The 14,343-nt window shown below is 42.1% G+C and carries 8 protein-coding genes; 7 read left to right on the top strand and 1 reads right to left on the bottom strand.

Annotation, left to right across the window (positions count from 1 at the left end; all coding sequences use genetic code 11):
• The first annotated feature begins 137 nt into the window (after positions 1–137).
• The 3 genes from ispE to FAZ19_RS12275 all read left to right on the top strand — a co-directional run bounded on the left by ispE (position 138) and on the right by FAZ19_RS12275 (position 6,382).
• Complete coding sequence (ispE, locus tag FAZ19_RS12285; RefSeq protein WP_136821007.1) at positions 138–947, top strand: 4-(cytidine 5'-diphospho)-2-C-methyl-D-erythritol kinase; 810 nt, start codon at positions 138–140, stop codon at positions 945–947.
• 102 nt (positions 948–1,049) lie between these two features.
• Positions 1,050–2,954 carry a heavy metal translocating P-type ATPase gene (locus FAZ19_RS12280; protein ID WP_136821006.1) on the top strand — a complete coding sequence of 635 codons (1,905 nt, stop codon included), beginning with the start codon at positions 1,050–1,052 and terminating at the stop codon, positions 2,952–2,954.
• 350 nt (positions 2,955–3,304) lie between these two features.
• Entirely contained in the window at positions 3,305–6,382 is a 3,078-nt protein-coding gene (locus tag FAZ19_RS12275) for a beta-L-arabinofuranosidase domain-containing protein (RefSeq protein WP_229707474.1), read from the top strand.
• A gap of 168 nt (positions 6,383–6,550) precedes the next feature.
• Here the strand turns inward: FAZ19_RS12275 and FAZ19_RS12270 are convergent, their stop codons facing one another.
• Entirely contained in the window at positions 6,551–7,069 is a 519-nt protein-coding gene (locus FAZ19_RS12270) for a ClbS/DfsB family four-helix bundle protein (RefSeq protein WP_136821005.1), read from the bottom strand.
• A gap of 156 nt (positions 7,070–7,225) precedes the next feature.
• On the opposite strand from FAZ19_RS12270, the gene FAZ19_RS12265 reads away from it, so the two are divergent.
• The 4 genes from FAZ19_RS12265 (at position 7,226) to FAZ19_RS12250 (ending at position 14,328) form a co-directional block, all read left to right on the top strand.
• Complete coding sequence (locus FAZ19_RS12265) at positions 7,226–7,843, top strand: RNA polymerase sigma-70 factor (RefSeq protein WP_136821004.1); 618 nt, start codon at positions 7,226–7,228, stop codon at positions 7,841–7,843.
• Between the two features lie 66 nt (positions 7,844–7,909).
• On the top strand, positions 7,910–8,887 hold the full coding sequence (locus FAZ19_RS12260) for a FecR family protein (protein WP_136821003.1): 978 nt from the start codon (positions 7,910–7,912) through the stop codon (positions 8,885–8,887).
• A gap of 119 nt (positions 8,888–9,006) precedes the next feature.
• Positions 9,007–12,660 (top strand): SusC/RagA family TonB-linked outer membrane protein, encoded by a 3,654-nt coding sequence (locus tag FAZ19_RS12255; protein ID WP_136821002.1) that lies wholly within the window; start codon positions 9,007–9,009, stop codon positions 12,658–12,660.
• 15 nt (positions 12,661–12,675) lie between these two features.
• The gene (locus tag FAZ19_RS12250; RefSeq protein WP_136821001.1) at positions 12,676–14,328 is read left to right on the top strand and encodes a SusD/RagB family nutrient-binding outer membrane lipoprotein; all 1,653 of its coding nucleotides are present in this window, start codon (positions 12,676–12,678) and stop codon (positions 14,326–14,328) included.
• The last annotated feature ends 15 nt before the right edge of the window (positions 14,329–14,343 follow it).

The raw sequence follows: 14,343 nt of genomic DNA, 5'->3' as shown, positions 1-14,343 counted from the left end.
AAGTTATTTATAATATACGAAAAAATAATTTAGTAAACACGAAATTCCTATAATGGATCTAAAACCCAAATCACTCTTAAACGATTTTTTTGAATTTGGTGTTCGCGAATACAAAGCATTTTATCTAAGTTTGATCTATGCTTTCGTTCGCCAACGCCAAAATTAATTTAGGCCTTCTTGTTACTGAAAAGAGGGATGATGGATATCACAATATCGAAACCGTTTTTTATCCGATAAAATTATACGATGTCGTTGAAATTACGGCTTCAGATTCGTTTTCCTTTCGGTCGGATGGCCTGTTTATACCACAAGGGGGACCTAATCTTTGCGAGAAGGCATGGCAGTTGCTAAACGCAGATTTTGAGGTTAAGCCGGTCCGCATTCACCTATTAAAGAATATACCAATCGGAGCCGGTTTGGGCGGAGGTTCCTCCGACGCAGCACATGTCTTGAAATTAATAGATCAATTTTACCAACTAAATCTAACCACCTATCAACTACAGGGATACGCCGCACAACTAGGCGCTGACTGTCCATTTTTTATCGAAAATTCACCCGTATATGCTACGGGGACGGGAGCTACATTTGCTCCGGTGGAGTTAGACCTTTCGAAATACCGTATAATTGTTATCAAACCAGAGATTCACATATCTACGGCAGAAGCTTATCAACATATTATACCGCAGACACCCACGATCGATATTCAGCACGTATTGCGTTTGCCCATCCAAGAATGGAAATATCATTTAACGAATGATTTTGAATTGGGGCTATTCCAGCAGTATCCATTAATCGAAAAGATAAAACATAAGCTTTACAAGAGTGGTGCGTTATATGCATCAATGTCTGGTTCAGGTTCAGCAGTATTTGGTATTTTCGAAGAGGAAGAAACAGATTTGAGTGGGATGGAAGATCTAGGTAAGATCTATTATCCTATAGAATTATAAAGAGCATCGGATACATTTTCTAGATCACTGTAGTTATTCAGTTGAGATGATTAACTTCGTATAAAAGTTAACAATAATATTGTAAAACAAACGAAGCGATCTATGCAGCACCCTCAACACCATTCGCATTCCGAATCAAAAGGCACATTTTATCTCTTTGTTCCGGCTATAATCAGTTTAATACTTCTGCTTCTCGGTATAAGTTTAGATCATTATGTTACGCAGTCCTGGTTTGAGGGCACAACGCGTTTTATAGGATATCTGATTGCCTATCTTCCGGTAGGCTTACCTGTTCTTAAAGAAGCCGTTGTTAGTATATCCCGAGGGAATTTCTTTTCAGAGTTCTTTCTCATGGGTATTGCCACTTTAGGTGCATTTGCCATTAATGAGTATCCAGAAGGAGTTGCGGTGATGTTATTTTACACGGTAGGCGAAAATTTTCAAAGCATGGCCGTTAAACGCGCGAAGGCCAATATTAAAGCACTGTTGGATCAACGACCGGATCACGCAACGGTATATGAAAATAAGGAGTGGAAAACGATAAAGGCAGTTGATGTAAAGGTAGGCGATCAAGTCCAGCTGAAGCCAGGTGAAAAACTTGCGTTGGATGGTATTTTACTTAGCGATAGTGCGACATTTAATACAGCTGCCTTAACGGGTGAAAGTAAACCAGATGGGAAAAAGAAGGGAGATGTGGTGCTTGCTGGAATGATCAATCAGAACACCGTGATTCAAATGGAGGTTACCTCGGTCTACGAAGATAGTAAGCTTAGCAAAATTCTTCAACTCACACAGCAGGCCTCGTCTCAAAAAGCGCCAACGGAATTGTTTATTTCCAAATTTGCCAAAACATATACCCCAATTGTCGTTTTTTTAGCGGTGTGCATTATCTCTATTCCAGTTTTTTTCGTTGATGATTATGTCTTTCGGGATTGGCTATATCGGGCCTTGGTTTTTTTGGTCATATCATGTCCATGTGCACTGGTAATTTCTATCCCTTTGGGATATTTTGGTGGAATAGGTGCGGCCAGTAAAAATGGGATCTTAATCAAAGGAGGAAATTTTTTAGACGTACTGGCATCTTTGAAACATGTGGTGATGGACAAAACAGGTACCATGACCGAGGGGGTGTTTGATGTACAAGACGTTCAATTTAACGACGATATAGACAGTGACCAGATATTAACTTATGTAAATGTACTCGAATCACATAGTACACATCCTGTCGCTACGGCTATTCATAAGTATGTCGGAGAAATAGATAAAGGTATACACATTGAGCAAGTAGAGGAAATAGCTGGGCAGGGACTAAGGGGTATAATCGACAAGAAAGTACTATTAGTCGGGAATTTCAAGTTATTAGATAGCGCCCAGATTGCATACGATAATGATCTCCAAAAAGTTGTCCACACTGTTATCGCTATTGCTTTCGATGGCGCATATGTAGGTTATATAACGATCGCTGACAAGATTAAATACGATGCCAAGGAAACGATTGATAGATTACATGCTATGCAACTACGTGTTACCATGCTTAGCGGCGATAAGTCTTCTGTCGTCATGCATGTAGCCCGAGAATTGGGCATTGACCAGGCACATGGTGATCTTCTACCAGACGATAAAGTAAATATATTTAAAGAGATACAACAAGATAGCCATGTAACAGCTTTTGTTGGAGATGGGATAAATGATGCGCCCGTAGTCGCGTTAAGCGATGTAGGCATTGCCATGGGCGGACTAGGGTCGGATGCAACCATTGAAACAGCAGATGTAGTTATCCAAGATGATCGCCCCATTAAAATTCCACTAGCCATACACATCGGTAAGAAAACAAAACAGATCGTTTGGCAAAACATCTCGTTTGCATTTGGTGTCAAAATTATCGTCTTGGTTTTAGGTGCCGGCGGATTAGCTACCATGTGGGAAGCGGTCTTTGCAGATGTAGGCGTTGCATTACTGGCTATTTTTAACGCCATCAGGATCCAACATCTTTCCCCATTTCGTTAATTATTGCGTCCATTAAATTTTCAGCATCACGACATTTTAGTAATGAAGCCGATTGTCCCGCCCAGTAAGATTTAAAATCCAGGCTACTATCCTGAAAAGTAGAAGGATCTGCTTTGGTTTCGCCGTTTTTTTCTTATAGCAAGGCAGGTTTAGCAAAGGTCGCTATTACGAAGCAGCAGCAGAGAAGAAAGCCGTCAGATGCCTTTTTTAATAGGCTGTTAATATCAAGTAATTATTAGCTAAAATAGACCTATAGAAACATGTGGATTCTTTATAGTTTTACATAAAGCTATCAATTCTCCCTTATTCGAGTATTTGAGTAGCTAGTTAATAATGTTATAGATAGATAAATGATGATTCTAAAGAAAATGCCGAAAGTACTCCTACACATTCTCCTGTTTACTGTTGTCCTCTCCCAAGGTGTTAACCGCGCTCATGCACAAAGTGGAGATCAGATATTGGATGGGATTGGGGAAACGGGAATGATCGCACGCTATATATTTGATGGAGATCTCAAAGATTGGTCTCGAAATAATTTGCATGGAAAATTTCAAGGTAGTGAACCCAAATTTGTTACTGATGATCAGTTTGGAAAAGTTCTGTCACTATCTGGGTTAGGCAATGATTTTGTTACGATACATGGAGAATCGTTATCAGATCTAGAGTCGCTTAGTATATCGGGATGGATCTACTTACGTTCGGCGCAACCTGGACAGCGTTTTTTTGATTTTGGAAAGGATGCTAGTGATCATTTTTTTGCAGCTCCTGTTGGTACACTTACTCAAAAAGGGTATCAGGCATTGATAACAACGAAGCAAGGGCAAGAAAATGCGGCCGTTTCTTCGGTTATAGAAGTCAATAAATGGGTTTATCTTACTGTCGTAATTGATGTTCCTGCAAAATTGTTGACTAGCTATGTAGATGGTAAGCCCGTTAGTGAAGCGAAGGATATTTCATTAGAGCTCACTGAAGTATTCGGTCAATCAGGAGAAAAAAAGCAGCTATATATCGGCAAATCTCTTTTGCCAGAAGATCCAAATCTTAACGCGATGCTCTATGATTTTCGTATTTATCGTGTTCCCCTGACTAGACAGCAGATTGCTAGAATCTATTATAATTCGCTCAAAGACATCCATGAAGATTCAGCCCATATGGGTAAGTCGGAAGATGATCTTCCAAGTTTTCCGTTAACCAAGGCACAGCTTTATAATGCCTATTTAATTAAGGTCTCCGATGTAGAAGTCGAAACCGAAATAGGAAATCTACCACGGTTACCCAGTTACATACAAGGAACCTATCGGGATGGAATGGCAGGCCCAAAAGTACGTGTGCTGTGGCCTTCTGCTATCGACAATAATGCTGTACTTCAAGGTGGAACCTATACCGTTACAGGGCATATTCCAGGAACGGATTTAAAGCCAAAGGCTATTGTTACCGTAAAAGGATCCAACCGATCAACCACACCAAGTCCAAAGCTGCAAGCTTTCAATTTGGATCAGGTTTTACTGAAAACCAACGCGCATGATGACAAAACTAAATTTATCGAGAATCGCGATAAGTTTGTCAGCACATTAGCCAGTACCGATCCCAACTCTTTTCTCTACATGTTTCGCCACGCTTTTGGTCAGAAGCAGCCAGAAGGAGCAACGCCTTTGGGCGTATGGGATAGTCAGGATACCAAACTAAGAGGTCACGCTACAGGGCATTACCTTACGGCAATTGCACAAGCCTATGCCAGCACCGGATATGATAAGTCTCTTCAGGCTAATTTTTCTGATAAAATGGAATATATGGTAAATATTCTCTACGAATTGTCCCAATTATCTGGAAAGGCAAAAGAAGCCGGTGGATCCTATGTGTCCGATCCGGCAGCCGTACCACGCGGCCCAGGCAAATCAGAATATGATTCAGATTTAACTGATGCCGGCATTCGTACCGATTACTGGAATTGGGGAGAAGGATTTATCAGCGCTTATCCTCCCGATCAGTTCATCATGTTAGAACATGGCGCCAAGTACGGAGGTCAGAATAACCAAGTGTGGGCACCATACTATACTCTACATAAAATTTTGGCTGGCCTAATGGATATCTATGAAGTAAGCGGTAATCAGAAAGCACTTGAAGTCGCGATCGGTATGAGTGATTGGGTATATGCCCGTCTGAGCAAGGTGCCGACCGAGACGCTTATAAAAATATGGAATACCTATATTGCGGGCGAGTTTGGTGGCATGAATGAGGCAATGGCCCGTCTCTACCGTATTACAACTAACCCCAACTACCTAAAAACTGCGCAATTGTTTGATAACATCGACATGTTCTTTGGCGATGCCGCTCATTCGCATGGATTAGCCAAAAATGTCGATACTTTTCGCGGATTGCATGCCAATCAGCATATACCTCAGATCGTGGGAAGCATCGAAATGTATCGTGTTTCCAATAACCCGGAATATTATAAGGTGGCGGATAACTTCTGGTACAAAGCAGTTAATGATTACATGTACAGCATTGGAGGTGTTGCAGGTGCACGTAATCCCGCCAATGCAGAATGTTTTATTAGCCAGCCGGCCACATTGTATGAAAATGGTTTTTCAGCGGGCGGGCAAAATGAAACCTGTGCGACATACAACATGCTAAAACTAACTAGCAATCTATTTCTCTTTGATCAGCGAACAGAGTTGATAGACTATTATGAGCGCGGATTATACAACCATATTCTTGCTTCCGTAGCCGATGATAGCCCCGCTAATACTTATCATGTGCCGCTTAGGCCAGGGTCTATTAAACAATTTAGCAATGCGCACATGACCGGTTTTACCTGTTGTAATGGCACAGCATTAGAAAGTAGTACCAAGTTGCAAAATACAATTTACTTTAAAAGTAAGGATGATAAGGCACTTTATGTCAATCTATACATACCTTCGATACTCGAGTGGACAGAACGCAAAGTATCGGTAGAACAGACCACCAGTTTCCCTAATGAAGATCAAACCCGTCTCACGATTAAAGGAAGTGGCAAATTCGATATAAATGTACGTGTACCAGGATGGGCTACAAAAGGATTCTTTGTGAAGATTAACGGAAAAGAACAAAAGGTAAAGTCGAAGGCGGGCAGCTACCTAACAATCAGCCGCAAATGGAAGGATGGAGATGTAATCGAATTGAAGATGCCTTTCCAGTTTCATTTAGATCCGGTAATGGATCAGCAAAACATCGCTAGTTTGTTTTACGGACCGATATTACTGGCCGCTCAGGAGTCCGAAGCAAGAAAAGAATGGCGTAAAATAACATTGGATGCACAAGATATAGGCAAGTCAATTAAAGGGGATCCGCAGCAACTACAATTCACGATTGACGACGTGGTTTTTAAACCATTTTATGAAACCTACGGGCGTCATTCGGTTTATCTTGATGTTACGCTAAAACAGTAAAACAGGTTGTCGACTACCGAAATATTTAGTAGGATCACCGGCAAAAAAAAATCCTGAAGCGGGGAACTTCAGGATTTTCTAACTAACCAATTATTAACCTAAATTATGAAATTATGAATACACTATAAACGGCCGGCCGTTTAATTATATTACAGTGTTATCAACTCTTTAACGATTTTTAACATTTTTTTGCTTTTTCCATTTACGTATTCTCCCCGTTGCATTCGCATAGGGAGAGGCTGTATTAAGCTGTATCATACGTCCTAGTGTCCAATTTGCGTACCAGGGCACTTCGTAAAGTTCTTCATTGGTTTTTATCTCAATCAATGATAAAATACCCCCAACTGTGTCGTCTAGCTTCGATAGCAAACTATTAAAGTCTTCTTCTTCGTAGTCTTTGTAGAATTTTTGTGCCAGTTTTCCTAACTCATTCCATTTGAAACCTGTTTCTGGGAAGTCGACTGCTTCCTTATTATCCATGCGATGATTCCATTTAAGCACCAGTTCGCCCCAGCCAACGAGATAGCCAATAAGGTTGTTTATGCTCATTAAGGTGCCTTTGCGATGTCCGTCTAATTCTTTTACTTCTGTTAGATCTGTAGGAATCAATAATAGTTCTTTTGAGAGTTTTTCGTAATTTATTTTAATAGAGCGGATTAGTTCTTCCTTATTAGTAGGTACAGCCATTTACTTATCAAGTTTTAAAGGATTAAAGATACCGCTTAACTTTCAAAAATATCCGATTGCTTCTGCACTATTGAGCAGGCCTATTTAATAACAGCTTACGAAGCTTGATTAAAAATTAATATTATCATAATACTATCAACTTATCTTTGCGATGTTATGAATACCCAAGCCAAGAAGGAAGCCCATTATTTATCTCGCTTTAAAGGTGGAGATCCACGAGCTTTCTCCTATTTTTTTGATTTTTATTGGGAAGATCTGTATACATTAGCTTACCGACATGTACAAGATGAAGACCTTTCAAAGGATGTGGTTCAAGAAGTATTTATTCAAATTTGGGAAAAACGCCATTTAATTAGCGAGGACTACATTTCGCTAAAGCCCTATCTTTTTAAAGCAGTTAAGAACAAGATCCTAAATTATTACGCAACAGAAAAAGTGCGTAAAAACGTGATGGAGAGCATGCTCCATCGTATGGAGAAGTATGCAAGCCTAAGCGATAATCAATTTGCACATTATAAAGAGCTAGAAGGTATCGTCGACGATTCCGTGTCCAGACTGCCCAAGGCCATGAAGACTGTTTACCAGATGCGAAATGACAATTACTCCATCCAACAGATTGCCCAACAATTGGACATAGCTGAGCAAACTGTAAAAAATTACCTTTCCGAAGCCAAAAAAATACTGCGGCAAGACGTAACACAGCGTTTCGCGGATCACGATGGCATAATCCTAATTTTAGCGACCTCTTTTATGCTTCATGATTTTTTAACATAAAAGACATTTTTAATTAAAGTACTTTAATGGCTTTCACCTGTAGTAAAGTAAAATAACAACACACAGGTGGATTTAGAAAAGTTTAAAAGTATAATACAACGTTACCTTGATGGTAAATTACCCAAAGAGGAAAACAAGAATGTGGATGGCTGGTATGACGCAGTTTCGAAAGACGAAATTGCTCCCTTTAAAAATGAAGAGCATAAAGCCCGGGTAAAACAAGCAATATTCTCCAGATTTCCTCCATCTATTCAAGAAACTAGAAAACAAGTCGGCGTGATTCGGTTACGTTGGCTGTCTGCCGTAGCATCCGTTATATTGTTAGGTGTATTTGGGCTGCTATTTTTCTATCAAAATCCACAAGCCTTATTTCGCAGTAACGCTGTTGAATCTATCTCATTAACACAAATATCGACCCATCCCGGCGAGACGCGCGAGTTAAGACTGCCCGATAGTTCATCAATTTTTCTTAGTGGCAATGCGCAGGTTCGATTTGATGAACACCATTACCACGAGAATAGGAAAATTTATTTAGATAAAGGCGAAGCCTTTTTTAGCGTACAACGAGATACCGTGCATCCGTTTTCAATCGAGACCGGCACATTATCCATACGTGTATTAGGCACCTCGTTTAATGTCAATAATTCGGAAAAATCAAAATACATCACTGTTGATGTCAAGACGGGGAAGGTCAGTGTAGGCAACAGGCAAGAAGAGTCGCTTTATATTCTTACCGCCGGGAAAAGCGTGCGATACGATAAGGAAAGCGCTCGCTATAAGCTGTTTGACAGCGACCCTACCTATGCAAATATTTGGATCCGCGGGGGCATTTTGCTGAATGGTGCAACTTTTGAAGAACTTTGCGAACTTATTTACAACCGCTACGGCTTAACCTTGCGCACCGATAATATCGATACCGACACTTTTAGCTATTCAGTGCTGATGCCACACGTGCAGTCGATCGATCAGCTTCTTCATATGATATGTAACATTCATCAAATTAATTTTAGGAGGGAAAGAAATGAAATAATACTTTACAAATAAGCGCTAAATGTTGAAAAACGAGGGGAGTTTCTCAACTGAAAAGTGCTCATCTGGCAAACCGCTAAATCGACCAGTGAGCACCCTTAAAAGTCATGTTTAAATAAAACATTTACACAAATATGTATAAAATTATTAAGCTCAGCAAATTGGCAGCTGCACTAGCTTTCTGTTCGATTGTATCCGTGTCAGAGGCTACTGCTACAGGCGTGCCAATCCGTAGCAAGCAAGAAGTATTGGATAAAATAAATATCCACTTAAAAGAAGGCAACGCTTCTCAAGCCCTTTTATCCCTATCGCAACATACCGGACAGGGGATAGGGTATGACAAGCAGGCGTTGAAATTAGAGAATATAGCAGTAAAAGAACGTGTTTTTCAAAATGCAAGCTTCGATGAAGTGTTGAGTTATATTTTAAAAAACACCAATATCCAATCAAAAAAAGTGAATGGAGGAGTAGTCCTAGTTCGTAACAAAGCGCAAGAATCGTTTAGTTTGCGCGTACGCGTTAGCGACGAAGCACAACAACCTATCGCTGGAGCCTCGGTAAAAGTCCTATCTACAAACCAAAGTGTACTTACCAATGCTGCGGGCGTAGCGGAAGCCAAAGTTCCTGCCGGTACATACACCATTTTAATCACCCATATTTCTTACGGGAGCAAAGAGCTTGGTAATTTACGGGTAGATGCAAATACTACCGGAATACGGTCTGTTATCATGCAGGCAAATAATAGCGAGCTCGGTGAAGTTGTTGTTACCGCTTTGGGGATTAAGCGTCAGGATCGTTCATTAGGATATGCAGTAGGCACCATCAAAGGTGAAGATCTAAGTCGCGTAAATAATGATAATTTTATGGTCGCTATGGCGGGTAAGGTTCCTGGCGTATCGATCAGCTCTACCGGTCCGACAGGCTCATCGGTAAATATGGTTATCCGAGGAGCTTCGTCCCTAAGTACCGACAATCAACCGCTATTTGTTGTCGATGGCGTGCCGCTTATGAATCAATTAGGCAATATTGGTCAAATAGGTGATGATAACAAGGTAGACTATGGAAATTCGATATCCAATATTAATCCAGATGATATCGAAAATATCTCTATTTTGAAAGGGCCGAGTGCTGCTGCCCTTTACGGATCCCGAGCAGGCAATGGCGTGGTCTTGATCACCACAAAAAGTGGTAAGAATGCCGAAAAAATGACCATAAGTGTGAATAGCAATAACGTGTTTGATATTCCATACCATTATATCGATTTGCACAATAAATTCGCCAGCGGCACCATGCCCTGGAAACCGGGCGATATATCCGGCGATCTTAAAATAGAGGAAGAATCAAGCTACATGGTGGGGCCAGCACTAGACAAAGGGTATAAGGCGATCCAATGGAATAGTCCATTAGATGAAAATGGAAACCCTATCCCAACGGAATTAAAGTCTTACCCAAATAATATCAAGAACTTTGTACAAACCGGAATAACGAGCACCAACGGTATTTCGCTGGCAAACCGCAGCGAACGGCTGGACTATCGGTTTTCCTATTCCAATATGAATAACCGCGGCATCGTACCCAATTCCGATTTGTTCAGAAATACGCTGAATGTGAATTCAACGATGCGCATTCGAGATAATCTTTCCTTAGGATTATCACTGGATGCGAGTAGAAACAACTCCAATAACCGCCCGGCGGGCAATAGAGGTACAAACCCGTTACAAGCGGCCTATGAGGTCGCTCCCCATATCAATATACTGGATTTAGAAGATTACTGGATGCCAGGGCAGGAGGGGATACAACAACGTTCTCAGTCTGAGGGCAATTTTAATAACCCATATTTTCTAGCCCATGGGGTCAACAATAGCTTCGTACGCGACCGCGTTTTTGGAAACCTTCGTTTGGACTGGAACATCAAAAAGAATTGGAACCTGATGCTACGTTATGCGACCGATATCTACTGGGAAAACCGGGAGACCAAGATACCATATAGTTATACCAACGAGTCTCGTGGAGCCTATGGCATTGTAAACTTAATGAGTATGGAGCAAAATATCGACTTCCTTACCACGTACAACAAGAAGCTAGGTGATTTTCATGCAACAGGTTCATTGGGCGGTAACCTGCGGTACACTAAGGGAACATCCGTGCAAAATGTATCAAAGAATGGTGCCGGATTGACAACACCAGGCCTGTACAGCCTTTCCAATATCAGTCCGTTGAATCTGGATTTTGCGAGTAGCCTTTCCGAACGTGCGGTAAATAGCGTTTACGGGCTGATCAACCTAAGTTACCGGGATATGGTGTATCTCGATTTAACAGGACGGAATGATTGGTCGAGCACCCTGCCAGCAGCTAATCGTTCTTATTTTTACCCCTCGGCATCGTTAAGTCTATTGGCCGATCAAATCTTTGCATTACCTGAGTCAATCAGTTTGTTCAAGTTACGAGGAGGTATAGCACGTGTCGGAAATGATACCTCCCCCTACAATTTATTCAATGTGCTCAACAATCCCGGAAGTTGGGGAAATGTATTGCGTATCACGCGCTCGTCAGGACTCCTCCTACCAAATCTTAAGCCGGAACAGGCAACATCGTACGAATTGGGTACAGATATTGGGATCTGGCAAAATAGGTTGAAATTTGAAGGAACCTATTATACGTTAGATAATAAAAATCAGATCATTTCGACGGCGCTGCCAAGCTCCAGTGGTTTTAGTTCTAGAAACATCAATGCCGGCTTGTTGAGTAGCAGAGGCCTCGAGTTGGCCATATCGGGCCGTCCAATTGAAAAGGAAAATTGGACTTGGGACCTTGGGGTCAACTGGCACCGCAATCGCACCCGTATCGACGAGCTTTCGGAAGGTGTCGAGTTCCATACATTCTGGACAGATGGTCGTGGAGGGGCCCGCACTTATGTCGGGGAAGAGATTGGAGACCTCTATGATTCAGAGTTGGTAACCGTAGAAGACCCATCGTCTCCTTATTATGGTTATCCAATTTTAGACAGCAACGGATCTTGGCAAGCCGTCCGCATCAATAACAGCCGAAATAAGATCGGTAATTTTAACCCCGATTTCAGCATGGGCCTACAGTCTACACTGCGGCACAAGAAATGGAGTATGCATATCGCGGCCGATATGCGTCTGGGCGGTAAGTTTATGTCCCAAACCTATCGGTATTTTGAATCCAATCTCACGACGCAGCGCTTTTTAGATCAGCTTATAAATCCGAACGGATTGACCGGCGAATCCTTGCGAAACTATTTGATAGAAAACGATTTGGTTCGTGTACAGGGCAATCGTTATCCCATTGTTGGTGGGCCCGGCGAAGAATATGGGGGCTATCCAATCGAAGTGGGAAGTGCTGTCGGCAATTTCGGAGTCTTCAATCCCGGAGTAATGGCCGAATATGATGCCCAAGGTAATATTACAGGTTATACCGAAAATCTAGGAGCCGAAGGCACCAAGTACATCGCCTACTCCGACAACTACCCTTGGGATTTTATGAATGCCGCCACTTTCGATGCTTCTTTTATTAAGCTAAGGGAGTTGTCGTTCAGTTATGACCTTACAGGAAAATGGCTGACTCGATTAGGTATTGATGGAGGCAGTGTGGGTGTTTATACACGCAACCTTATTTTATGGACAAAGGCCAAAGTTGGGGTCGACCCAGAAATGGCGTTCCAGCCAGATCCCGCAACCCGGGGTGGTTTTAAACAGGGGATCGAACGTTACAACGTTACCCCTTGGGCCATTCCCGTCGGATTTAAAGTTAATGTCACATTTTAATAGCAAGCCATAACGATGAAAAATCATTTTAATACGATAAAAAAATACCTCTTGGCTTTCACAATTAGTTTAAGCTTATGGAGTTGTAAAGATTTAACTGAAATCAATATAAATCCAAATGGTGTTAATGAAGAAGAGGCTAATCCAAATCTGCTGCTGCCTACGGTGCTATCCGGGGCGGCAAGTAAATACAATGAATTGAGTTTTGTTGATTTGGGCGGTGTCGTGCAGCATACGCAATTAGATGCCTGGTTTGATTCGCACAACGACTACGAATGGACCGGGGGTATCCTAAGCTGGGATGCTTACTACGGATTTTTACGCGACAACGAATTGATGCGTCGCCGGGCAGAAGAATTGGGGCTTGATTTTCACCACGGTGTTTCGCTGGTTATGCGGGCGTATCTTTTTGGGTTGATCACGGATCTATGGGGAGATGCGCCTTATACCGATGCGCTGAAAGCCGAACTGGGAGGAGTACAGTATAATTTTCCAAAGTTTGATCAACAGGATATTATTTACAAAGGAATCATTGATGAACTGAAGCAAGCGAATACCATTCTTTCTAATCCGACAGGTAACTATGAAGTCTTGGCCAGTGCAGATCTCTACTTTGGCGGAGACGTGTCTAAATGGCGTCGTTTTGCCAACTCGTTGGCCTTGCGCTATTACATGCGTATAGCGGAAAAGGAAAGTGCATTTGCCAAACAAGGAATAGAGAATATCTTAGCCAATCCAACCGAGTTTCCAATTATTACGTCTGTGGAGGACGAAGTAGTGATGGATTTCGTAGGGAATAACTCTGGAGATGCCTGGCCCTCTAATACTATTTTTGATGCGAGTGGAAGTAACTTCCGTCGAATCAAGATGTGTGCTACACTGGTTGACCGTCTGCAGCAGCTTGGCGATCCGCGTCTTTCTGTTTGGGCCAACAAGATCGAAATTCCAATTGAGGTCCGCACGTCAGAGCCCGCCGGAACCGATAAAATCGTCAACGGTGTGCGGATCGTATCGCCTGATGTGGTGCAGGGCATCGCTGTAGATACCGATGCAGACTATGTGGGACTGCCACCAAGTGGTTCTAAGAATCCATCGGCTTACAATCTCAATCCCAGTCCAGGGCAAACGTCTATGAATCCCCATGTGTCCTATCTAAGCGACACATATAAAGAAGCAAAGGGGACGCTGCTTAAAGCACGCCTATTCGCTGCTTCAGAAGTAGATTTTATATTGGCCGAAGCAGCTTGGAAGGGGTGGTCTTTGCCTGAGTCAGCAAAGACGTATTACGAGCGAGCCGTTCGCAATTCCTTAACTAGCTGGGGGAAGGCGGGTGAATATGCCACATATCTGCAGCAACAAGGCGTAGCTTTTGAAGATACTCAATCACAGATTATCGAACAAAAATGGATATCCAATTGGTCTACGGCAGCTCAAGCCTGGTTTGATTACAGAAGGACGGGCTATCCTCAATTGAAGGCAGGGCCGGCAGCCATTCGCACGCAGCTTCCTGTACGTATACCTTATATGCAGAACGAGATGAGTGTCAATAGAAAAAATGCAGAAGAGGCACTAAGTCGCATAGAAAAGACGGCGTATTCCCAAGCCGACAACGAAAATAGTGCATGGTCAAAACCGTGGCTATTACAAGGAACAAGTAAGCCTTGGTAAAACATATAAATAAAC

Origin of the sequence: Sphingobacterium alkalisoli, assembly GCF_005049105.1 — a bacterium.
Taxonomy (GTDB): Bacteria; Bacteroidota; Bacteroidia; order Sphingobacteriales; family Sphingobacteriaceae; genus Sphingobacterium; species Sphingobacterium alkalisoli.
This window is presented reverse-complemented; position numbering and strand designations above follow the sequence as displayed.